This is a genomic window from Marinobacter sp. ELB17 (genome assembly GCF_000169375.1).
Taxonomy (GTDB): Bacteria; Pseudomonadota; Gammaproteobacteria; order Pseudomonadales; family Oleiphilaceae; genus Marinobacter.
In genome coordinates this window covers 147,828-169,387 of sequence record NZ_AAXY01000001.1, presented here as the reverse complement: position 1 = coordinate 169,387, position 21,560 = coordinate 147,828, and the positions used below count along the sequence as shown (strand labels likewise).

20 protein-coding genes and 1 pseudogene are annotated in these 21,560 nt (G+C 56.8%); 18 read left to right on the top strand and 3 right to left on the bottom strand.

All coding sequences use genetic code 11. From position 1 onward, the window contains the following. Positions 1 to 75 precede the first annotated feature (75 nt). Genes MELB17_RS00915 through MELB17_RS00905 form a run of 3 tightly spaced genes read left to right on the top strand, consistent with a single transcriptional unit; the run spans position 76 to position 2,211 of the window. Positions 76 to 579, top strand: coding sequence for a Fur family transcriptional regulator (locus tag MELB17_RS00915; protein ID WP_007348228.1), 504 nt, complete (start codon positions 76 to 78; stop codon positions 577 to 579). Beyond that, a complete protein-coding gene (gene znuC / locus MELB17_RS00910) occupies positions 576 to 1,412 on the top strand; it encodes a zinc ABC transporter ATP-binding protein ZnuC (RefSeq protein WP_007348227.1) in 837 nt (278 codons plus the stop codon). Before MELB17_RS00915 ends, znuC begins: the two co-directional genes overlap by 4 nt. Next, positions 1,405 to 2,211 (top strand): iron chelate uptake ABC transporter family permease subunit, encoded by an 807-nt coding sequence (locus MELB17_RS00905; protein ID WP_007348226.1) that lies wholly within the window; start codon positions 1,405 to 1,407, stop codon positions 2,209 to 2,211. The genes znuC and MELB17_RS00905 overlap by 8 nt, the downstream gene beginning before the upstream one ends. Before the next feature lie 40 nt (positions 2,212 to 2,251). On the opposite strand, the gene MELB17_RS00900 is transcribed toward MELB17_RS00905, so the two are convergent. Then, positions 2,252 to 3,334: a patatin-like phospholipase family protein gene (locus MELB17_RS00900; protein WP_007348225.1), complete on the bottom strand. Its 1,083-nt coding sequence runs from the start codon at positions 3,332 to 3,334 to the stop codon at positions 2,252 to 2,254. Positions 3,335 to 3,541: 207 nt separating this feature from the next. On the opposite strand from MELB17_RS00900, the gene MELB17_RS00895 reads away from it, so the two are divergent. From MELB17_RS00895 to MELB17_RS00850, 10 genes and pseudogenes are all read left to right on the top strand, one after another. After that, positions 3,542 to 4,585: a sensor domain-containing diguanylate cyclase gene (locus MELB17_RS00895; protein ID WP_007348224.1), complete on the top strand. Its 1,044-nt coding sequence runs from the start codon at positions 3,542 to 3,544 to the stop codon at positions 4,583 to 4,585. 99 nt (positions 4,586 to 4,684) lie between these two features. Further along, positions 4,685 to 5,257 carry a GTP cyclohydrolase I FolE gene (folE, locus tag MELB17_RS00890; protein ID WP_007348223.1) on the top strand — a complete coding sequence of 191 codons (573 nt, stop codon included), beginning with the start codon at positions 4,685 to 4,687 and terminating at the stop codon, positions 5,255 to 5,257. Positions 5,258 to 5,341: 84 nt separating this feature from the next. Continuing rightward, the gene (locus MELB17_RS00885; RefSeq protein ID WP_007348222.1) at positions 5,342 to 5,764 is read left to right on the top strand and encodes a CoA-binding protein; all 423 of its coding nucleotides are present in this window, start codon (positions 5,342 to 5,344) and stop codon (positions 5,762 to 5,764) included. A gap of 295 nt (positions 5,765 to 6,059) precedes the next feature. Next, positions 6,060 to 6,398, top strand: a pseudogene (locus MELB17_RS26025) (EAL domain-containing protein); the annotation flags it as partial. 12 nt (positions 6,399 to 6,410) lie between these two features. Continuing rightward, positions 6,411 to 6,719: a hypothetical protein gene (locus tag MELB17_RS00875; RefSeq protein ID WP_007348220.1), complete on the top strand. Its 309-nt coding sequence runs from the start codon at positions 6,411 to 6,413 to the stop codon at positions 6,717 to 6,719. Positions 6,720 to 6,799: 80 nt separating this feature from the next. Further along, positions 6,800 to 7,231, top strand: coding sequence for a MerR family transcriptional regulator (locus MELB17_RS00870; RefSeq protein ID WP_007348219.1), 432 nt, complete (start codon positions 6,800 to 6,802; stop codon positions 7,229 to 7,231). A 3-nt stretch (positions 7,232 to 7,234) separates the two neighbouring features. After that, positions 7,235 to 9,835, top strand: a complete 2,601-nt coding sequence (locus tag MELB17_RS00865) for a heavy metal translocating P-type ATPase (protein ID WP_007348218.1) — start codon at positions 7,235 to 7,237, stop codon at positions 9,833 to 9,835. Between the two features lie 100 nt (positions 9,836 to 9,935). Continuing rightward, the gene (locus MELB17_RS00860) at positions 9,936 to 10,385 is read left to right on the top strand and encodes a DUF411 domain-containing protein (RefSeq protein WP_036183078.1); all 450 of its coding nucleotides are present in this window, start codon (positions 9,936 to 9,938) and stop codon (positions 10,383 to 10,385) included. A gap of 144 nt (positions 10,386 to 10,529) precedes the next feature. Further along, a complete protein-coding gene (locus tag MELB17_RS00855; protein ID WP_007348215.1) occupies positions 10,530 to 11,867 on the top strand; it encodes a GGDEF domain-containing protein in 1,338 nt (445 codons plus the stop codon). A gap of 112 nt (positions 11,868 to 11,979) precedes the next feature. Then, on the top strand, positions 11,980 to 13,956 hold the full coding sequence (locus MELB17_RS00850) for a ribonuclease R family protein (protein WP_007348214.1): 1,977 nt from the start codon (positions 11,980 to 11,982) through the stop codon (positions 13,954 to 13,956). Here MELB17_RS00850 and MELB17_RS00845 read toward each other — a convergent pair. Continuing rightward, a complete protein-coding gene (locus tag MELB17_RS00845) occupies positions 13,904 to 14,827 on the bottom strand; it encodes an acyltransferase (protein ID WP_007348213.1) in 924 nt (307 codons plus the stop codon). The genes MELB17_RS00850 and MELB17_RS00845 overlap by 53 nt on opposite strands. 150 nt (positions 14,828 to 14,977) lie before the next feature. On the opposite strand from MELB17_RS00845, the gene MELB17_RS00840 reads away from it, so the two are divergent. The 4 genes from MELB17_RS00840 to MELB17_RS00825 all read left to right on the top strand — a co-directional run bounded on the left by MELB17_RS00840 (position 14,978) and on the right by MELB17_RS00825 (position 19,342). Beyond that, a complete protein-coding gene (locus MELB17_RS00840; RefSeq protein ID WP_007348212.1) occupies positions 14,978 to 15,889 on the top strand; it encodes a LysR family transcriptional regulator in 912 nt (303 codons plus the stop codon). Between the two features lie 103 nt (positions 15,890 to 15,992). Next, entirely contained in the window at positions 15,993 to 17,207 is a 1,215-nt protein-coding gene (locus MELB17_RS00835; RefSeq protein ID WP_007348211.1) for a multidrug effflux MFS transporter, read from the top strand. A gap of 115 nt (positions 17,208 to 17,322) precedes the next feature. Next, positions 17,323 to 17,820 (top strand): thiol peroxidase, encoded by a 498-nt coding sequence (gene tpx, locus MELB17_RS00830; RefSeq protein ID WP_007348210.1) that lies wholly within the window; start codon positions 17,323 to 17,325, stop codon positions 17,818 to 17,820. A gap of 148 nt (positions 17,821 to 17,968) precedes the next feature. Then, positions 17,969 to 19,342, top strand: coding sequence for an MATE family efflux transporter (locus MELB17_RS00825; protein ID WP_007348209.1), 1,374 nt, complete (start codon positions 17,969 to 17,971; stop codon positions 19,340 to 19,342). An 18-nt stretch (positions 19,343 to 19,360) separates the two neighbouring features. On the opposite strand, the gene MELB17_RS00820 is transcribed toward MELB17_RS00825, so the two are convergent. Next, positions 19,361 to 19,789, bottom strand: coding sequence for an acyl-CoA thioesterase (locus MELB17_RS00820; RefSeq protein WP_007348208.1), 429 nt, complete (start codon positions 19,787 to 19,789; stop codon positions 19,361 to 19,363). A 94-nt stretch (positions 19,790 to 19,883) separates the two neighbouring features. Between MELB17_RS00820 and MELB17_RS00815 the strand changes: the two genes are divergently transcribed. Beyond that, entirely contained in the window at positions 19,884 to 21,521 is a 1,638-nt protein-coding gene (locus MELB17_RS00815) for an MBL fold metallo-hydrolase (protein ID WP_007348207.1), read from the top strand. Positions 21,522 to 21,560 lie beyond the last annotated feature (39 nt).

Genomic DNA, 21,560 nt, shown 5'->3' with positions numbered 1-21,560 from the left:
ACCCAACGGTGCGGAAACTCTGGCAGCACGGATCGCAACTGTTATAATGTTGCAAATTTTTACCGGATACTTGCCATGCCCGCCCGCGCTTTACCCTATCGCCCCCACAATCATGATCTTTGCGTTGATCAGGCCTTGGCTCAAGCCAGGGAAATCTGCCGGCGTAACGAGGCGCGGCTAACCCCTGTCAGGGAAAGAGTGCTAGAACTGATTTGGCAGTCCCACAAACCATTGGGCGCCTACGATGTGCTGGCTCAGTTAAGCGCCGATGGCCACAAAGCTGCGCCGCCAACGGTGTATCGCGCCCTCGATTTTTTACAGCAGCACGGCCTGGTGCACCGTATTGCGTCGCTTAACGCGTTCACCGGTTGCGACCACCCGGGCCAGCACCACTGCGGCACCTTTCTGATCTGCCGCAGCTGTGGCAACGTGCTGGAGTTAGCCGCCCCGAACATAACCGCTGCTATTAACCAAGCCGCCACAGCCGAAACGTTTCAGGTAGAACAGATTACTTTGGAAATTGCCGGCTTGTGCCCGCGCTGTCAGAGCGACAGCGCTGATCAGCCGACACCATCATGAACGAGGTTTTGGCAGAACTGAGCAAGGTATCGGTGACGCTCAATGCCCGATTGATTGTTGATCGGGTGTCTTTGAGTATAAAGCGCGGCGATATCATCACTATTATTGGCCCCAACGGAGCCGGCAAAACCACCCTGATCAAAAGCATCCTGGGCATCCAGAAAGCCACTTCTGGATCGATTAGCCTGCAGCCCGGCTTGGTGATTGGCTATGTGCCACAAACCCTGAACCTCGAAACCACCCTGCCGCTGAGTGTTGAGCGTTTCATGGCGCTGGGCGGCTGTGACCGCAAAGGCTGTCAAAAGGCGTTGGCGCGCACTGGTGTAGCCCACCTGATGACAGCTTCGGTGCACCATCTTTCTGGCGGCGAGAAACAACGCCTGCTGCTGGCCCGCGCGCTGGCCCGTCAGCCCGGCCTGTTGGTCCTGGATGAGCCAGCTCAAGGGGTCGACATCAATGGCCAAGCCGCGCTTTACGATCTGGTGCGCCAGCTCCGAGACGAACTCAACTGCGGCGTTATCATGATATCCCACGACCTGCATCTGGTTATGGCCGCGACCGACAAGGTTATCTGCCTGAACCAGCACGTGTGTTGCAGCGGTTTTCCGGAAGACATATCCCACGACCCGGCCTTTATTGAAACCTTCGGCACCGCCGTTGCCGAGTCACTGGCGGTGTACCATCACCATCACAATCACCGACATGATCTGCACGGCAATGTTATTGGCGGCGGCTCCGCTATCGATGGCACTCTCAGCGAAGGCACTCTCAAAAAAAGTACTCTCGACGACGCAGAAGCAGCGCCAACTTGCTCAGGGCACCACCATGATTGATGGCATTCTGGATGATTTTTTCTGGCGTGCGCTGATCGGCGGCCTGGGTGTCGCTCTGGTAGCGGGGCCTCTGGGCTGTTTTGTGGTTTGGCGGCGGTTAGCCTATTTTGGCGATACACTGGCCCACTCGGCACTTCTAGGCATTGCCCTGAGCTTTGTGATTCAGGTGCCGATTAATGTTGGGGTGATTATCACTTGCTTGGGGTTGGCTCTGGCGCTGGTGCTGTTTTCCCGCAGCAAAACATTAGCCACCGATACCCTACTGGGCATCCTGGCCCACAGTGCGCTGGCCATTGGACTGGTCACCCTGAGCTTTATGCCCTCGGTGCGAATGGACCTGACCGGGCTGCTGTTTGGCGATCTGCTGGCCATGAGCCGCAGCGATCTATGGTGGATTTACGGCGGTGCCGCCACTATTTTGTGCCTGCTGGCGCTGCTATGGCGTGGCCTGCTGATGAGCACCATTCACGAAGAACTGGCGCGGGTTGAAGGGGTGCCGGTAGAACGCCTGCGGCTGGCTCTGATTCTGATGTTTGCCATTGTTATTGCAGTGGCCATGAAAATTGTCGGCGTGCTGCTGATTACTGCGCTGCTGATTATTCCCGCCGCCACCGCAAGGCGCCTGGCACGCACACCCGAACAGATGGTGGCCATGGCGATGCTGTTCGGCTTTATTGCCGTGACCGGGGGGCTGGCCCTGTCATGGGAACTGGACACACCGGCGGGGCCGTCGGTGGTGGTTACCGCATTCAGCTGTTTTCTGCTGATATCCGCGGTTGGCGGCAAACAACGGGCATAAGTCGGCTTAACAGAAGGGTTCTCGCATCCAAACGCAGGGGCTACAGCGGCTGCATCACTGAATTCCACTGGCGCTTTTCCACCAATTCCATGAATTCATCACCCAGGCGTTCACTCTCGGCAATCGCCCGACGCCAGGCCTTTTCGCGGCCGGCATCGTCGCCCAGATACTTTTCAAAATCACGACGGTCCGGCAGCTTTCCATTGGGCAAACTCGCCAGATAGTCCGCCGAGGGGGCCACCAACAGCACATCCTGCACATGTGACGCGTTAGACTTGCGCCAAGGTAAAGACTTATCAAACCAACCGGGAATTATTCGGTCGGTAAAATGCGGATACAGCACAACACCGGGCTGCTGGTACGGCAAATCCAGGTGATAATCCAATAAACCGCCGTCGCGATAAAGTCCTGCTGGCGCTCCAGGAATGTTCGCCACTCCCGACATCACCATCGGAATTGAAGCCGAGGCCAGCAACGCCGGAAGCAGGTTGTCTTGATTCAGTGCAATGGTGTGGCTGGCGAAATCGCGCAGCTCCTCTAAGGGTGCCGGTGTGCGAGTGTCCTGCACAATGCCCCGCTCCATGACCCGACCCAGATGCCGGCGCCCCAGCATATTGCTAGCTATGGCGTGTAGCAGCCCCAGGGTCAGACGACCGCGGCTATCGTGCCGCAACAGTCCCAAACTGCGCACCACCATTACGCTGAGCCGATACTGCGGGTGATTCAAAATATGCTGTTCACGCCCACCCAGTAACTGTTGCAGAAACTCGAGGCTTTTGCGGGTTACTTCGGCGGCGCTGACCCCTTTTGTAAAACGCTGCTGGGTGTATAGCTCCGCTAGCAACTCCAACTGAGCAACCGGGTTGTCAGACGACGCCACCGCCGCAAAGCGCCAGCTGCCAATAGACGAGCCCACCAACGCTCTGGGCTGCGGCGCGCTCGGCAGCCAATGACCAAACAGGGTTTTATCCAAGCCGCTCAGGCCCAAGGCTTTGGGCCCGCCGGCAGCGCCAGGAATCACGTGAACATCCTCGGCGCTCAGCGGGTTATCCCGTAACCGCCTCATGGCACGAGTACCGGCTCGAATCGTTAAAGCCGGTGTGCGAATATGAATAGCGGTCATGGTTTCTCCTTAATAAGGGACGCGGTCGAGAAAGCCACAAAGTGTCATCATTATTGGGTTTGGCCGCGGTTTCTCCGGCGAACACGACAACGATTATTCAACAGGGCAGCGTTTTTTCACGGCAAGCCGTGCTAAATTTGGCGTATTGAGTAATAAAAAAAACCAGCGTGCCAAGCCGCAACATCGGGCTGACGAAGGGAGCTCTAGGTGGCCATACCTTTTTTCCTATCGGAAAAATTTACCAGCAACCCAACTTTGGTGGTAATGGGGTTTCGCCGCCAGCTGGTTTATCATATGCATTTCTGGGCTTGCCTGGCCGTAGCGCCGCTGATTGTGGTGCAGTGGCTTCATCAGAATTATCTATTGTCTGCCCTACTCTTTCTGTTCTGCGCCAACGCCTTACTGGTGATTGGCTTTTTGCGCTTCCGCCAACACTACTTCTTGCGGGGCTGGCTGTTTCCGCTACTGGCGATGATCTGCGCGGTCTATTCTACCGCCATTAACGGCCATGCCGGGCTTTACTGGGCCTACCCTGCCATTACTGCCGTATTTTTTCTAATGCCCCTGCGGGATGCCGCCATCAGCAACTTTGTGTTTTTGGCCCTGATGGCGGTCATGGCCTTTTACGTATTTCCCCTGTCGGAGTTCTGGCGTATCACCACATCACTAGGGCTGACTTGCCTGTTCGCACTGATTTTTGCCTGGCTGGTGGGGCGCTTGCAGCAAGAACTGACAGAACTTGCCACCACAGACCCACTCACCGGCTGCCGGAACCGGGCAACACTGGCTGAAAGCCTGACCAACCAAATCCAGTTGTGCGAACGCTACGACCGGCCATCGTCTATTTTGCTGCTGGACCTGGACCACTTCAAAGCCATCAACGACAAATGGGGCCACCACACCGGTGACACCGTATTGACCGGCATAGCACGCCTGCTGAGCAACCGCCTGCGCGACAACGACCACATATTTCGTATTGGCGGCGAAGAATTCATGGTGCTGCTGCCGGAAACCAGCCTGCCCGAAGCCGAGACACTGGCCCGTGAGCTGGTAAAGAGCGTGGCCGTTGAACCCTTTCAGACCGGTATTGGGGTCACCATCAGCGGTGGCCTGACGCAAGCCTGCGCCAACGAGACTTGGTCAGTCTGGCTCAAGCGTGCAGACCAGGCACTGTATAAAGCCAAATCCGATGGCCGCAACCGTGTTGTGCAGTTAACTGGCAGCTCGCCGCCAACCGATACCGGCCTTTAGGGCGACAGCTGAACCGCTACGGCGCTTACCCATAGAGATCATGGCCATTTTGCCTTAAGCTTCCGCCCTTGCCAGATTCAGTAAACCGGACCCTTATTTATGAGCAATTCCCTGACAGACGATCTTGCAGGCCACTACCGCGCCATTATTAATGGCTTGGGTGAAAACTGTGACCGCGAAGGCCTACAAAGCACGCCTCTGCGCGCGGCCAAAGCCATGCAGTTTCTAACTCGCGGGTACCAGCAGGATCTGAACAAGTTGGTCAACAACGCGGTGTTCGAATCCGCCATGGACGAAATGGTGGTGATACAGGACATAGAACTGTACAGCATGTGTGAACATCACGTGTTGCCTTTTATCGGCAAGTGCCACATTGCCTACCTGCCCCAGGGCAAGGTCCTGGGGCTGTCCAAATTCGCGCGCATTGTGGATATGTACGCAAGGCGCCTGCAAATCCAGGAAAATCTGACCCGACAAATCGCAGAAGCGGTAGAAAGTGTGACCAACGCCAAGGGCGTCGCCGTCGTGATCGAAGCCCAGCACATGTGCATGATGATGCGCGGTGTCGAAAAACAGAACTCGAAAATGAAGACCTCGATGATGCTCGGCCAGTTCCGAAAGTCACAGGCCACCCGCCTGGAATTCTTCAATCTGATCAGTACCAACCGTTGATCAGGTTCACATTGGCCAGATGGGGCACTAGGTGACTGGTAGCACTTACATTGTCATTTTCTTCCTCGACAGGAGCGTTACATCATGCATGAGACGTCTGACTCGCAGATTCTCGACATTCTGCAGCAGGTCCGCACCATAGCGTTGGTGGGCGCCAGTGAAAAAACCAGCCGACCTTCCCACGAAGTTATGCATTACTTGCAACAGCAGGGCTACCGGGTAATACCCGTCAACCCACGTTTGGCTGGCCAGCAGCTACTGGGTGAAACCGTTTACGCGGATCTTGAATCACTGCCGGTCGCGGCAGACATGGCAGACCTGTTCCTGGCTCCGCAACGCACCGACGCGGTGATCGACCAGGCCATCGCCATGAGAATTCCGGTCCTGTGGCTCCAAATTGGCGTTATTAATCACCAAGGCGCCGAGCGCGCGCGACAGGCGGGCATGAAAGTAGTGATGGACCGCTGTCCAAAAATGGAAATACCCCGGCTTATACACCGACCCTAGAGAGCGCGATGAAAAACACCGATTCAACACAGCGTGTTGTGGCAAAAGGGCTTTTCCCCCCAGCCCTGCCGGTGTTTATCTTTTTTTGTTTTTATTACTGGCCTTGGGTTTGCGATTTGGCCAAAGCCAGCAAGACAGTCGCCAGATTCAGGCGCATCTGGACACCGAGGCTGAAATAATGGCCATTAGCGAAGCCCAGTGGCGCAGGGATGTCCGCAACCATTTGCAAGATTCCAAGATTTACCAGGCAATCGAGTGGATTGACCGTGATTTTTCCATCCGCTGGATCGAGCCGCAACTTGGCGTGCGCTTGGCAATTGACAATGTCGGAGTTGGCTACTCCTCGCTGAGCTACATCCGTGACTTCCCGATTGATCTGCTAAAAATTGACCGTTCGTTCATCACCCAAGTAACCGAACGCCAGGACGATGCCACCATTACCTCTGCAATTATCAATTTGGCCCACAATCTGGGCATCCAGGTGGTAGCCGAAGGCGTAGAAACTATCAGCAAGCTCAATTTTCTGCGCCAGCGTGGTTGCGCTGTGGCTCAGGGTTATCTGATCAGCCGTCCGATTCCCGCCGACCAGCTGGAGCAGTGGCTGAAGCCGCAACACGCTGAAAACTTACTTTAACTGTGAGACTCCATGACACATTATCTGACCACCGAACAAGACGCGCGCCTACGCCGCTGGGAACGGTGGAACCGCAATTATTTTCTGTTCGCCTTTACGGCGTTAATCATCATTTTGGTGTTCAGCAGCCAACTGGGGTTGTCTAGCGGCGATAGTTGGGACGGGCTGGGTATCATTCTGGTGCTGTTGGTGGCGCCAATAGTGGCGATGCAGCTAAAGCTGACCTGTCCCGCTTGTAGCGAAAAGCTGGGCTGGCAAGCCAAACTGATGGTTCCGGAACAGTGCAAGCACTGCGGTTGTTTTCTCCGCGCCAAAGGCTGACAACACGTTCGTAACATTTGACCTATGAGCAGCTAACAGGTTTTAAGCTACACTTATCGTAAAAGGCGACGGGGTAGTTTATGAAAGTAAAAGACATGGCCCGTGCCGCTGGGGTAACGCCTGACACTGTGCGATTCTATTCTCGCGAAAAACTGCTGGCACCCAGCCGCGATCCGGCGAACAACTACCAACATTTCTCCAGCGATGATCTGCGCCGCCTACGTTTTGCCCGTAAGGCCCGCCAGCTTGGTTTTTCCCTGCCCGAGATCCGCGACATTTTGAACCAAGCCGACGACGAGCATTCCCCCTGTCCCATGGTGCGCGGCCTGTTTGAACAACGACTGGCCGAGGTTGAACTCCAGATTAACGAGCTCCAGCAACTGCACCAGCGCATGGAAAAGGCCCTGGACGCTTGGCGAGACATGCCCGATGGCACACCAGACGGCCATACCATCTGCCGTTTAATTGAACACTGGGATCAGGCCGAACCTAACCTGACGGAGGAACTCTGAATCATGGACAACACAACCGCTAACACCGAGAATCGGCTCAGCATTGCCGGTGCCACCTGCCAGGGCTGCGCCCGTAAAATCCGCGTGGCATTAGAACCTTTGGTCACCGACAGTGCCGCGGTGGATGTGAACATCGAGCAGAAAACCGTCACCTTGCCCGCAGGCATTGACGCCACCGACGCTGCCCGCAGAATCACCGAAGCGGGCTATCCGTCGGAGATTCTCCATGCCGAGCCCGCCGCCAAAAACTGCTGTGCCAGCAAGATAACGCCATCCTGTCGCAGCGAAAAAAGTACCACTGATGAAGCAAAGGCCCCTGCGCCAGAGACGGCCAGCGCCGCCAGCGACAGCAACGACGGCATTCAGCTGACGGTCACCGGCGCCACCTGTGCGTCTTGCGTCAGCAGCATCGAAAAAGCCTTGAAGTCGGTCAGCGGCGTTACCCGCGCCCACATGAACCTGGCCGACAATACCGCCAGTGCCAGCGGTCAAGTAGCTCCGCAAGCACTGATCAAAGCCATCGAAAGCGCCGGCTACGGCGCCAGCGTGATTGAAGATCCAGACACTGCAGACGAACGCCGCCAGCAGCAAGATCGCAAACGCTACCGCACCTTGCTGGTAAAAATGGCGATCAGCCTGTCATTGGGTTTAGGCCTGATGATCTGGGGCATGGGTTTCGGCTCAATGACCGTAGATGCCGGTAACCAGACCACCTGGATCAACCTGGGCATTCTGACCCTGGGCGTGATGATTGCCACCGGCAGCCATTTTTTCACCAGCGCCGGGAAAGCCTTTCTCCATCACAACGCCAATATGGACACCCTGGTAGCGCTGGGTACCGGCACCGCGTGGATCTATTCCATGGTGGTGGCGGTGTTCCCCGCAGCCCTGCCAGAAATGGCGCGCCACGTGTATTTTGAAGCTTCGGCGATGATCATCGGTCTGATCAATCTGGGCCAGGCATTAGAGCTGCGCGCCAAAGGCAAAACCTCCGAAGCCGTGCGCCGGCTGTTGGATCTGCGCGCTAAAACCGCCCGCGTGATCCGCGACGGCCAGGAACAGGACCTGCCCATAGAGCAGGTGCGTAAAGGCGACCAGATCCGCGTTCGGCCCGGTGAACAGCTGCCGGTGGACGGTGTAGTGCGCGAAGGCAACACCCGCGTTGACGAAAGCATGCTCACCGGCGAGCCCATGCCGGTCAGTAAAGGCGAAGGCGACGAAGTGTCTGCCGGCACTTTGAACACCCGTGGCAGCATTGTGTACGAAGCCACCCGTGTAGGCAGCGACACGGCCCTGGCGCAAATTATCCGTCTGGTAAAAAAAGCCCAAGGCTCGAAGCCCTCAATAGGCCGCCTGGCGGATAAAATTTCCTCGGTATTTGTGCCCAGTGTGATGCTGATCGCCATAGCCGCCGCGCTTGCCTGGTACAACCTGGGGCCAGACCCGGCAGTAGCGCACATGATGGTGGCCGCCACCACCGTACTGATCATCGCCTGTCCCTGCGCCTTGGGCCTTGCCACGCCCATGTCGGTGATGGTCGGCGTCGGCAAAGCCGCTGAATACGGCGCGCTGATCCGCCAGGGTGAAGCGCTTCAAACCGCTGGCAAGATCAACCTGGTCATTCTGGATAAGACCGGCACTATCACTGCCGGCAAACCCGTGGTTACCCAAGTGCATGTAGTAAACGGTGATGAAATTCATCTGCTGGCCCTGGCCGCCGGTCTTGAGCAGTATTCAGAGCACCCGCTGGCCTACGCCATTATGGAAAAAGTCCGGCAGGACACTATTCAACCGGCCGACATAACCGGCTTCGACAGCCTCAACGGCAAGGGTGTAGCCGGGCAACACAATGGCGATACCCTGCGCCTGGGCAACCGGCGTTGGCTGGTAGATGAAGGGCTGGATGTAACCCCGTTGGACCAGGCCGCCCAAAGTATTACCGACAACGCCGGCACCCCGCTGTTTGTGGCCCTGGGCACACGGGTGCTGGGCGTCATTGGCGTTGCAGATGCGATCAAACCTGACTCCCGGGCCGCCATTGAACGGCTGCATCAAGCCGGCATCAAAGTGATGATGGTCACCGGCGATGTGGACGCCACCGCCAAAGCCATCTGCGCCAGTGCCGGTATTGACGATTATCGTGCCGGAGTGTTGCCGGAAGACAAAGCCGACGTAGTTAATGACATGCGTAAAAAAGGCTATACCGTCGCCATGGTGGGTGACGGAATTAACGATGCCCCGGCTCTGGCCGCCGCCGATGTTGGCTTTGCCATTGGCACCGGCACTGATGTAGCCATTGAAAGCGCCGCCATTACACTGATGCGCGGTTCCCTGCACGGGGTTCCCGACGCCATCGAAATATCCCGCGCCACGGTGAAGAACATTCACCAGAATCTGTTCGGCGCGTTTATTTATAACAGCCTGGGTATCCCCATTGCCGCTGGCTTGCTGTATCCATTGTGGGGCATTCTGTTAAGCCCGATCCTTGCCGGTGCAGCCATGTCGATGTCGTCGGTTACCGTGGTTACCAACGCTAACCGGCTGCGACTGTTCAAAACCAGTCGCAAAGTAGACAGCTCCGCCAAACAGGAACAGAACCAATGACATCTTTTTTGGTCAACCTCACAGGTTTAGCGCTGATGGCCGCCGTCGTCTGGTGGTTCTGGTTGGCGCCCACTGACACCAAAACGAAGAGGTAACACTTATGAAGCAACGTACTCTAGCCATGTTACTGGGCGCTAGCCTGAGCTTTGGCTCGGCCCTGGCAAGCGCCGAATCTGAGCACAACATTCACGTCTACAAATCGCCTACCTGTGGCTGCTGCACCGACTGGATCAAACACCTGGAGGACAACGGTTTTGAGGTGGAAGTCAGCGAAGTCGACAATGTCACGCCGGTGAAAATCGAAGCCGGCCTGACACCGGCCCTGGCCAGTTGCCACACCGCGTTTATCAACGATTACGTGATTGAAGGCCACGTGCCGGCGGACGACATCAAACGCCTGTTAAGCCAAGCGCCCCAAGCCCGTGGCTTGAGCGTTCCGGGCATGCCTGCAGGCTCACCAGGAATGGAAATGGGCGGCCGCAAAGATCCGTACCAAGTGCTGTTATTCAACGCCAACGGCCAGACCCAGGTGTTCGCCGAACACAACTAATTGCCGCACGATTCTGAACAACAATGTCAATCGGCCCTTACACCAAGCACTGCGACATTTTTATACAGTTTAGTGATTATTTGCTCTAACATCGGGCTCCTTATTTTATGACTTTGTGAACGAAATCATCGAGAGGGAGCCTCGTTGAATCTGAAAAATCGAATTCTCAGCCTTGCTGCTGGCCTGATGATCTTGGCAAGCATTGCCACCTGGGCCGCGTATCAGCAGTTGTCAGACAATCTGATCGAGCGCTGGGGTAAACAAGTCGCTGAAATTCAGGTGCGTTATGACAGCGCCCGTCTGCTGCAGTCGCTAGAGCGCGAAATAGGCCTGGCGCGGCAAATGGCGCGCTCTCAAGCCCTTCTGGCACTCGCCAGAACCCCTGACGGCCCGTTGATCAAAGCCGCCGCCATTGGTGAAATGGAAAGCTTTCGCAATAATTTCCGCGACCACAGCTATTTTGTCGCCTTTTTAAGCAATAGCCACTATTACTACAACAACACATCCAACGATTATCAGGGCCAGCAGTTCCGCTACACTCTGGACCCAAACGAGCCCGATGACGCCTGGTTCTACCGACTGATTGACGAAGGCCGCGACTTCCATCTGAATGTGAATCCCGACACCAACCTGGGTGTAACCAAGCTGTGGATTGACGTACTGATGCGCAACAAAGAGAACGTCATCGTGGGTATGGTAGGAACCGGACTGAACCTTGATGACTTTCTGAAGGACATTGTAGACACCGGCCAGCAAGGCATAACCACGTTGTTTGTGGATCTGAACGGCGCCATTCAGCTATACCGCGATCGCAATTACATCGATTTTGCCACGATCATCAAGCCCGAAGGCCAGAAAAGCACCATTGACCTGCTGTTCGACAGCGCCGACGACTTTGAGGAAATGACACGTACACTCAAATATTCCCGCGATGAGCTTGAACAAAAAATTGCCGAACGCACTACAGACCTGCATTCGCTAGCGCGGGTAGATTCGCTGACCGGACTTTGTAACCGCCGCAGTCTGGATGAAATCCTGGAGGTCGAGATCCAGCGGGCCAGTCGGCGAAATGCCGGTTTTGGCGTTATGTGGCTGGACATCGACCACTTTAAGGCGATTAACGACAGCCTTGGCCATCAAACCGGCGATGAAGTTCTGTGTCAGGCAGCGCTCTGGTTACAGTACAGTCTGCGCCCGTACGACCAACCCGGGCGATGGGGTGGCGACGAGTTTATGGTGGTGTTGTCGCCCTGTGATCATAATATTCTACGTTTTCTGAGCGAGCGTTTGCGCCAGACCTTTGAACGCGAAAGTGCAAACGGTAATATACCGATTACGGTCAGCGTAGGCGCCTACCTGTGTCAACCCGGCGACAGCGCTAAAACCATCCTGCACGAAGCCGACCAAGCGCTTTACCAGGCCAAAGCCCGCGGTCGCAACACGGTGTTCATCGCGAATAAAGACCATCAAATCCCGGGCTGACCCGACAAATAAAGCATCAGCCACGCTCTCATTGCCTAACGGGTCTGACTCATTGCCCCTTTACAGTTATACTGCGCGGTAACATTCATTTTTTTATCAGCCAGGTTACTTCATGCTCAATGCCGACGCTCTCAGCCAGTTGCGCCAGCTGAAATCCAATATCGAAGAACACAAAGTGGTTTTTTCCGGCACCGTAAAAGCAACCAATGGCCGCTTTGGCTTTGCTGCTATGGACGACGGCAGAGATGTGTTTCTTCCGCCCGAGGAAATGCAAAAAGTGCTTCCCGGCGACCGCATCAACATCACCGAACAGGATGTCGAAAAAGGCAAAACCCAAGGCTTGGTGGAAGAGCTGCTGAGCAGCTCGCTGGATACCTTTGTAGGCCGCTACCAGGTCAAGGGCAAAGGCCACTTTGTGGTGCCGGAAACGGCGGGCATTAACCGCTGGATCTTCATACCGCCAAAAGAGCGTAACGGCGCCCAGCCCGGTGATTACATATATTGCCGCCTGCACCGCCACCCGATCAAAGACGGCAAAGGCCAGGCCCGGGTACTGCGGGTAATAGGCCAGGCTGGCGATGCCGGTATTGAGCGGGCGCTGACCATGGCCGGTTTTGATTTGTCTGACGCATGGCCAGAGGCAGTGCAGCAACACGCCCAAGCACTCAGTGAAGACGCGATAGCCGCACACAGCGCAGGGCGAGAAGACCGCTGCTCACAGCCCTATGTCACCATCGACAGCCCTGGCACCCAAGATATGGACGACGCCCTGCTAGCGGTGCCAAACGCCACCGGCTGGGCGCTGTCAATTGCGATTGCCGACCCCACCGCATTGATTGAACCAGGCAGCGCCACCGAACGCGAAGCCATGCGCCGAGCCACCGCCATTTACTTCCCGGGAGAGCCGCTGCCGATGCTGCCCGAAGCCGCCAGCACCCGCTTGTGTTCGCTGCAGCCCGATACAACGCGTCTGGCTTTAGTTTGCGATCTGCAGGTTAACAACGATGGCAGTCTGGGCGATTACAGTTTTCACCAGGCCAGCCTCCGCTCCCACGGCAAACTCAGTTATGAACTGGTTGCCAACTTGATTGACGGCCGCGAAGACGACGACATCAAAGCTCTGTCGTCAGCCGTGTCTAACAGCTTGGACCAGCTGCACCAGGCCGCTACGGCGCTGCGGCGCTGGCGCGTCGAACACGCTCTTATTAATGGTGACCGCACGGAGTTCCGCCTGCGGCTGGACGAAAACCGCCGTATTCGCAGCATTGAACCCACAGTTCAAAATGAAGCCCACCGTTTGGTAGAAGAGTGCATGGTAGCGGCCAACCGCTGCGCCGCCGACTTTCTGTCGCAGCACAACACAGGTCTGTTTATTTGTCACAGCGGCCTGCGCGCCGACCGTCACGACAACGTCCGCAAGCTGCTGGAACAACACATGCCACAGCTTGCCGAGCTGGATATTGCCCAGGCAGAGAGTTTCAAAACACTGATGAAAACCACCGACAGCCTGAACGCAGATGCCCCGGTAAAATCCATTGTCGCGCGCCAACTGGCCCGCGCCGAGCTGGCCTTCAGCCCCGCACCGCACCAGGGTATGGGGCTTGCTGCCTACACCACGTTCACCTCGCCGCTGCGCAAGTTCACCGACTTTTACGTGCACCGGGTGATCAAATCGCTGATCTGGCAGACGCCGTTAGAAGAATTGGACAACAACGCCCTCAGCACGCTTCAGGCAACTCTGATACAGGCTCGCCAGGCCGCCAACAGCGTAGAGAACTGGCTTAAAAGCGACTTTGCAAAAACGTTGGGCGATGATGACATGGGCGGCGTTATCAGCCGCACCATTCCCGCCGGCTTTTTTGTGCGCTTAAATTGCAACGGCCTGGAAGGGTTTGTCAGCTGCCGTGACCTCGATGGAAAATACAGTTTTGACCCGGTCACCCTGCGCCTGATTCACAACAAAAATGGCCGCATCTTCCAACTCGACCAGGCCGTTACCGTGCGCCTGGCCGGGGTGGATGACGAACGCCGTCAGATCAATCTGACGCTGCAGGAGCCGAAGCAGGAACCTGTCCCAGCATCTGCGTAAGGCGCTGGTCTTTGGCTTGCCACTGTTCGGCAAGCCAAAGCTTTACGTTGCGGCGGTATTCAGAGTCGGCCATGTAGTCGCGGCCTTTGAGGTTGTCGGGAATGGCCACGGTGTGAATTTCCATTTTGATTTCTGGTATCTGGCCACACAAGAACTGCCAGAAGGTCGGCGCACCGCCGGGGTAGGCAATGGTCAAATCCACCAATGTTTTGACGGAGTCACCCATGGCGTCTAACACAAAACCGACACCGCCAGCTTTGGGCGGTAACAGGTGAGTGTAGGATGATTTTTGGGCGGCATGCTTGGCCGGCGTAAAGCGCGTGCCTTCTACGAAGTTCATAATGCTGACGGGCGTGTGCTGGAACTTCTCGCACGCGCGGCGAGTGGCTTTCATGTCTTCACCGCGTTTTTCGGGGTGCTTTACCAGATACTGACGCGAATAGCGCTTCATGAACGGGAAATCCAGCCCCCACCAGGCCAAGCCGATCACCGGTACCCACACCAGCTGCTGCTTCAGAAAGAACTTCAGAAACGGTGCTTTGCCGTGAAAAACCCGCTGCATGGCCAGAATATCCACCCAGCTCTGGTGGTTACTAAGCACCAGATACCAGCTTTCCTGCTTCAGCTCTTCAACCCCGGTCACGTCCCAGCGGGTGCTCTGGGTGAGTTTCATCCAGCCACTGTTACAAGCTACCCAAATTTCGGCCACGCGAATAATCAGCTTGGTGCACAGCACACCAAAACCCTTGTGGGGAATAATCAGCTTCAACAGCGCCGGAATATATAAAAGTAGGCACCACACCAGGGTGTTCAGTAACAACAGCAACGAGTTCAGTACACCAATCACCGGCGCAGGTAAAAAACTGAGCATGGGTTCATTCCATTTTGAAAATTCATGACTGTTAATCATAACAACCACATTGGGTCTTGGGCAGAGGCGAATGCCCTCTACTGTTCCCAGCGTGGTATCGTCATTACATTATTATGGCATCATTTTGGCAACAAGAACGGACTCCCGCTGATGAACCCTGTTGAGCCTTTTAATCTGGACCTGCGCGCGCTGGCCACCTTTTTGGTGGTGCTGGACGAAGGCAGCGTATCGCGGGCCGCAGTAACGCTTGGGGTTAGTCAGTCGGCCGTCAGTCACACCCTGGAGCGTTTGCGCCAGGCTTTGGGTGACCCTCTGTTTGTTAAATCCGGGCGTGGCATTGCCCCTACCCGTTATGCCCAGCAGGCCGGCCCGCACATTCGTCAGGTGCTGGATGATTTGCGCGCGCTGTCCTCCGGCCCACCGTTCAGTCCGCAAACCGCAGAACTGGTGTTTACCATCGCCGCCAACGATTATGAGCGCGACCTTCTGCTGCCCGGCTTGCTGGCTATTTTGCGTGAGCAGGCGCCGGGCATTCGCCTGCAGGTGATTGCCGCCGGCATTCCCAGCGCCGAGCTGTTACGCCAGGAAGCCTGCGATCTTATTGTGTCGCCGCACCCACCGGAGGCCAGCGATATTATGCAACGTGGCCTGATGACCGACCGCATGGTGGTGTTTTATGATCCGGCGCGGCGCGAGCCGCCTCATACCCTGGCCGATTTCCTCAAAGCCGACCACATCAGCCTGATGCTGGGTTCGGCCGAACAGCCGGGGCTGGACCAAGCCCTGAGCGCCCGCAATCTGCGCCGCACCAAGAGAGTGAGCGTGTCAAACTTCTCGGCCCTTGCCAGCCTTTTATACGGTACCGACATGTTGGCAGTGGCGCCGGAACGTATGGGTCAGCAGCTGTTGTCGCGGGCCGCCTGGGTGCCACTGCCGTTCGACTACAAGCCCTTTACCCTGTTGATGATCTGGCACCAGCGCTATCAGAACGATGCTGCCCACCGCTGGTTGCGCAACCAGATAAACGCGGTGGCGGCCACCATGAATGGAATGACGCAATAATCAATCGATATCATTCATAGGTTGTATGACAACTGACCGGCTTACCCGCTGCCTTTAAATTCGTAAACTGCCTGCCCGAATCAACGCTTTTACGGAATTTTCCATGTTTGCCTTAACCAGTATCTGGACCACTATTTTATTGGCTGCCGCGGTAGCGCTAGGGCCATTGGCGACTGATATGTACCTGCCGGCACTGCCGCAGATTGGCAGCGACCTCAATGCCAGCAATGGCGATGTCCAGCTTACCCTAAGTTTTTATCTGGCCGGTTTCGCCATGGCCCAGCTTTTTTGCGGCCCCTTGGCCGATTGCTTTGGCCGCAAGCCCATCATGATTGCCGGCTTTTTTATATTTGCCCTCGCCAGTATTGGCTGTGCCCGCGCCACCAACGTTGACAGCCTGATGCTGTTTCGCTTTTTACAGGCGCTTGGGGGTTCAGCCGGCCCGGTACTGGGGCGCGCCGCAGTGCGCGATATTTACACGCCACAACAGTCGGCCCGCATCATGGCCATTCTGGCCAGTATTATGGCCCTGGCCCCGGCGCTGGCTCCCACCATTGGCGGCGTAATGGTTAGCCATCTGGGTTGGGCATCGATTTTTTACGTGCTGGCCGGTTACGCTCTGGCAATGATGGTCATTGTTGCTATCGGCATACCCGAGCCCATGCGCCCGGAATACCGCCAGCCACTGCGGCCCGCATCGCTGCTGAAAAACTATCGCCTGATTGGCAGCGATATCAGTTTTCTGGGTTATACCCTGACCAACAGCCTGATGTATTCAAGCCTGTTCGCCTTTATTTCCGGCTCGTCCTTCGTACTCATCGACTTTCTGGGGGTGTCACCACAACATTTCGGGCTCTACTTTGCCTTTGTGGTGGCCGGCTACATAGTGGGCAACCTGCTGGCGGTGCGCTTGGGCAAACGCCTGTTGCCCGATCAAATTTTGCTGCGTGGTATTTTGCTGGCTGCGGCCGGTGGCACCGTGATGGCATCGTTGGCGCTGGCTGAGGTGTATTCGGTATGGGCGGTTATGTTGCCCCAGGCGGTGATTCTGTGCGGCACTGGTATGGTACTGCCACAAACCATGGCCGGCGCACTGGCAAATTTCCCGCGCACGGCCGGCTCAGCCTCTTCCCTGTTCGGCTTCGCACAGATGACTATAGCCGCCGGTTCCGGCGCTCTGGTAGGCTACCTGCACAATGGCACGTCACTGGTGATGGCGTTGGTGATTGCTCTGTCGACGTTTGCCGCACTCGCCAGCTATGTACTCCTGGTACAACGCTTCCCGGCACCGGGCTTCGAGGCGGAAGCCCGTGTTTAATCGGGCGCCTGGCGGCCAAAAACGTGCAAACGCATGCAGTTTAGACTAGAAAGAGTAAGTTGACCGGTATTATAAAGTCTGTTTTTCTGACACTTCCATCCTTAAGGAGAATGTTATGAGCAACGTAACACTTGGCGGCGATGCCGTAGAATTGAGCGGAAACTTCCCCCAACCTGGCGAAACCATCCACCCTTTTACCCTGACCAACAACAGCCTGGAAGACGTTAAACTCAGCAACTGGGACGGCAAGCGTAAAATTCTGAGCATTTTCCCCAGCATAGATACTGGCGTGTGTGCCGCATCTACCCGTAAATTCAACGAAAAAGCCGCTGATCTCGACAACACCGTGGTGTTGGTGATTTCCGCAGACCTGCCCTTTGCCTTTGCCCGTTTCTGTAGCGCCGAAGGCCTGGACAAAGTGATTTCCCTATCCAGCTTCCGCAACTACAGCTTCCAGCAGGACTACGGCGTCGCTATGCAAACCGGCCCGCTGGCAGGTTTGTGCGCCCGCGCCGTGATTGTGCTCGACCAGAACAACAAAGTACTGCACAGCGAACTGGTTGGCGACATCAAAGACGAGCCCAACTACGATGCTGCCCTGAACGCTCTGTAACCTGCCATAACGAGTGCCGGTATCGCGCCTGCGATGTCGGTTTTTCTACCCGGCTTTGCTATTCAACTCAACGCGCAAGCATCCAATGCCCCGGCGCTTGCTGCTACACTGCCCGACTTCATTCAGAACGCACATCCGGATTGCTCCTGTGAGTCAATTAGCCACTAACACCAGCATCAACGCCAGCCTGCATCGCCAGCTTTACGACATGACATGGCCGATGCTGTTCGGTGTGTTATCGCTGATGACCTTTCAGCTCACCGACAGCGCGTTTATAGGCCAGCTTGGCCGCGACCCGCTTGCGGCACTGGGCTTTACAATTCCCATGCAGCAGCTGGTCAGCGGCATGTATGTAGGCTTGGGAATTGCCACCACCGCGGTGATTTCACGCAATCTGGGCCAGAACAACAGCGATCGCGCCCGCCAATTGGGTGGTCTTGTGGTGCTGATTGGCGCAACCCTGGTGCTGGTGCTTTGCCTGCTGGTGTGGTTCGGCCAGAAACCGATTCTGACCCTGCTGGGCGCCGAGCCCGAACTTTGGCCGGTTATTCGCCAGTACTGGGCGCCCTGGCTGATTGCAGCCTGGATCGGCGCCATGGTGTATTTCGGTTACAGCCTGTGCCGCTCCCACGGCAACACCAAACTGCCCGGCGCGGTTATGGTGGCCACCAGCCTGCTGAATATAGGGTTGGACTGGCTGTACATCTTTTATTTCGGCTGGGGCCTGCCCGGCGCGGCCTGGGCCACCGCCACCGCCTTCGGCCTGGGCGCTCTGGTGATCTATCCGCTGCTGCTCAAGCGCGGCTGGCTCGGGTTTGATCTGGCCGGCCTGCAGCTGGTGCGCGCAGTGCGCCAGTTGGGCGGCATCATGGCGCCGGCCATGGTCAGTCAGATGATGCCGCCAATGGCCGCGGTGCTGGCCACAGCGCTGGTCGCCAGTTTTGGTTCTACCGCCGTAGCGGCCTGGGGGTTGGGGTCGCGGCTGGAGTTTTTCTCGATTGTTGTGGTGTTGGCGCTGACCATGTCGATGCCGCAAATGATCGGGCGCATGCTGGGCAGGGGTGAAATAGAGAGTATCCGTCGCCTGGTGCGCCTGGCCGTGCGGTTTCTGGTGGTCTGGCAGCTGGCGATTGGCCTGTTATGGCTGCTGGGTTCCGGCTTGGTGACCGAATTGTTCACCACCGATGCACAGGTGCAGAGCATTCTGGCCAGCTATCTGTGGCGAGTACCGCTGAGCTACGGTGGCCTGGGCGCCTGCATGCTGATGGTGTCGGTGTGCAACGCCTTGGGACTGCCGCTGCGGGCGCTGCTGATTTCCACCTTGCGACTGTTTCTATGTTACCTGCCCATGCTCTGGCTGGGCAGCCAACTTAATGGCATTCCCGGCCTGATGACCGGCGCGCTGGTGGGCAATCTGCTGGCCGGCATTATCGCCTGGCAGCTTTACCGCGCCGGTATGGCAAGGCTATCCGCAAAAAGCAGGCAAGAACCCGGCGAAGTAACGGCCCGTAATGCCGGTTAGGCGAACGTTAAGCGAGCCTCAGGCGGCGAACTTCAAGCGAAAGCTATCCGGCATGGGCGTTACCTGTTTTTCACCATAATCAAAAAACACAAAACCGTATTTGGCCTGCGCCACTTCAGCGCCGTCCCGTTCGCGGGTTACGCGGAACACAAAATCACCGCCGTAGCGATTAAAGTCGGTTATCCCCACGTCAAACACCAGAGTTTCCGGGTAGTAAGCTTCGGCCTGATACACGGTAGCCAAGTCAGTCACCAGAATGCCCAAACCATTGTGACCGACCTCGTCGATCCCGTGATGGGAAAGAAGCTGCACCCGTGCCTCTGACAGCATTGAAATCAGCGCATCGTTACCCAAATGATTGGCACCGTTGAGATCGGTGCTGCGCACTGCCAGACGAGTTTGAAAACAAAACGCCTGTTCGGGAAATTCCAGTTTTATTCGAGCCACTATCCATTCGCCTATGCCGAAAAATGAGGTATGTTGGCATAATCACGCAAAAATCCCAATTGCGCCATATTGACGACTGACTGCTGGTGATTTTATGGATATTCGCCCCGCTGCCACTCTTGCTTTGATCCGCGATAGCGACAAGGGTCTTGAGGTGCTACTGCTACAACGTACTTGGGAAGCCTCTTTTCTGCCGGGTTATTTCGTGTTTCCCGGCGGCGCGGTGGATGACGCCGACCAAGCCTGCCGCGCCCACATTGCCGGCCGTGACGATAGCGCCATCAGCCAGACCATGAGCCTAAGCGAGGGCGGCGCAGACTACATGGTGGCGGCATTGCGGGAATGCTTCGAAGAAGCCGGCCTGCTGCTGGCGGTTAACGATAACGGCGAACTGGTAGGCGCAGACCACCCCATTCTTCAGTCGCGGCAGGCATTGTTTCGCGGCGACGTGAGCTTGCAGGCGCTGTGCCTGCAACACAATCTGATTCTGCCTCTGGACCGGCTGGCTTACCTGAGCCACTGGGTAACCCCGCCGGGGCCACCGCGGCGCTTTGATACCCGTTTTTTTGTGGCGGTTACCCCAGAAAACCAGATCGCCAGCCACGATGGCGAAGAAACCATTGACCACTTGTGGATAACCCCGCAACAGGGCCTGGCGGAATACCGCAGCGGCGAACGCCTGTTCAGCCTGCCAACCTTGCGCACCCTGCGGGTGCTGCACGATTTCACCAACACCGGCGAGGTTATGCGCTACGCCCATGCCAATCCGCCCGAGCCTTTGCCCAGCGAACCCTGGCCCGCCAGACGCCGCGATAAAACCATCGTTCTGGAACCCGACGCGCCGGCGTACGATGAAGCCCGCAAGCTTGACCCGGAAGGTGCAGGTACCACCAATGCAGTGATTGTACCCGGCGAGCCGGTCGAAATTGCCGCGGGCGTTATCCGTCTGACCTCACCCAACCCGGGCGTGATGACTGGGCCGGGCACCAACACGTACCTGGTGGGCCACGATTGTTTCACCGTGATTGACCCAGGCCCGGAAGACCCCGCCCACATCGAGCGCATTCTTCAGTTAACCGGTGGCCGTGTTGATCAGGTGCTGGTAACCCACACCCATCAGGACCATTCACCGGCCGCCAGCCTGCTAAAACAACGCACCGGATGCCGGCTGATTGGCCGCACCGCACCGGCAGGCGCGTCACAGGACAGCAGTTTCAACCCGGATGAGGAGCCCGAACACGGCGACCTGATTGCCACAGACGCCGGTATCCTGAAGGTTTTACACACGCCGGGCCACGCATCGAATCACCTGTGTTATTTGTTGTTGGAACAGGGAATGCTGTTTTCCGGGGACCACATCATGCAGGGTTCCACCGTGGTGATAAACCCGCCAGACGGCGATATGAAGGCGTACATGGAATCGCTCTATGATTTGCTGGCCGAACCGCTGAGTTTTATTGCACCAGGCCATGGCTTCGTGATGGCGCGGCCAGAAGCGACGGTAGATTATTTAATTACCCACCGATTGACCCGCGAACACAAAATTGCCCGGGTGCTGAAGAAACTGGCACCGGTCAGCCTGGAAAAGCTTACCGCCAGCGCCTATGACGACGTACCGGCGACGATTCACGGGGTGGCCGCGCGCTCGGCGCTGGCACACCTGTTAAAACTGGAGCAAGAGGACCGCGCCAGTTGCAACGACGACGTCTGGCATGCCACCCGCCATACCTGATTACGCCGATACCGGGCGCAGAAGGTTCATGGGCTCGAC

Bases quoted from the DNA above. Each gene is read 5' to 3' on its own strand.
- MELB17_RS00915 (WP_007348228.1), top strand. From the start codon at position 76: ATGCCCGCCCGCGCTTTACCCTATCGCCCCCACAATCATGATCTTTGC.
- znuC (WP_007348227.1), top strand. From the start codon at position 576: ATGAACGAGGTTTTGGCAGAACTGAGCAAGGTATCGGTGACGCTCAAT.
- MELB17_RS00905 (WP_007348226.1), top strand. From the start codon at position 1,405: ATGATTGATGGCATTCTGGATGATTTTTTCTGGCGTGCGCTGATCGGC.
- MELB17_RS00900 (WP_007348225.1), bottom strand. From the start codon at position 3,334: ATGACCGCTATTCATATTCGCACACCGGCTTTAACGATTCGAGCCGGT.
- folE (WP_007348223.1), top strand. From the start codon at position 4,685: ATGAGCAATTCCCTGACAGACGATCTTGCAGGCCACTACCGCGCCATT.
- MELB17_RS00885 (WP_007348222.1), top strand. From the start codon at position 5,342: ATGCATGAGACGTCTGACTCGCAGATTCTCGACATTCTGCAGCAGGTC.
- MELB17_RS00875 (WP_007348220.1), top strand. From the start codon at position 6,411: ATGACACATTATCTGACCACCGAACAAGACGCGCGCCTACGCCGCTGG.
- MELB17_RS00870 (WP_007348219.1), top strand. From the start codon at position 6,800: ATGAAAGTAAAAGACATGGCCCGTGCCGCTGGGGTAACGCCTGACACT.
- MELB17_RS00865 (WP_007348218.1), top strand. From the start codon at position 7,235: ATGGACAACACAACCGCTAACACCGAGAATCGGCTCAGCATTGCCGGT.
- MELB17_RS00860 (WP_036183078.1), top strand. From the start codon at position 9,936: ATGAAGCAACGTACTCTAGCCATGTTACTGGGCGCTAGCCTGAGCTTT.
- MELB17_RS00850 (WP_007348214.1), top strand. From the start codon at position 11,980: ATGCTCAATGCCGACGCTCTCAGCCAGTTGCGCCAGCTGAAATCCAAT.
- MELB17_RS00845 (WP_007348213.1), bottom strand. From the start codon at position 14,827: ATGCTCAGTTTTTTACCTGCGCCGGTGATTGGTGTACTGAACTCGTTG.
- MELB17_RS00840 (WP_007348212.1), top strand. From the start codon at position 14,978: ATGAACCCTGTTGAGCCTTTTAATCTGGACCTGCGCGCGCTGGCCACC.
- MELB17_RS00835 (WP_007348211.1), top strand. From the start codon at position 15,993: ATGTTTGCCTTAACCAGTATCTGGACCACTATTTTATTGGCTGCCGCG.
- tpx (WP_007348210.1), top strand. From the start codon at position 17,323: ATGAGCAACGTAACACTTGGCGGCGATGCCGTAGAATTGAGCGGAAAC.
- MELB17_RS00815 (WP_007348207.1), top strand. From the start codon at position 19,884: ATGGATATTCGCCCCGCTGCCACTCTTGCTTTGATCCGCGATAGCGAC.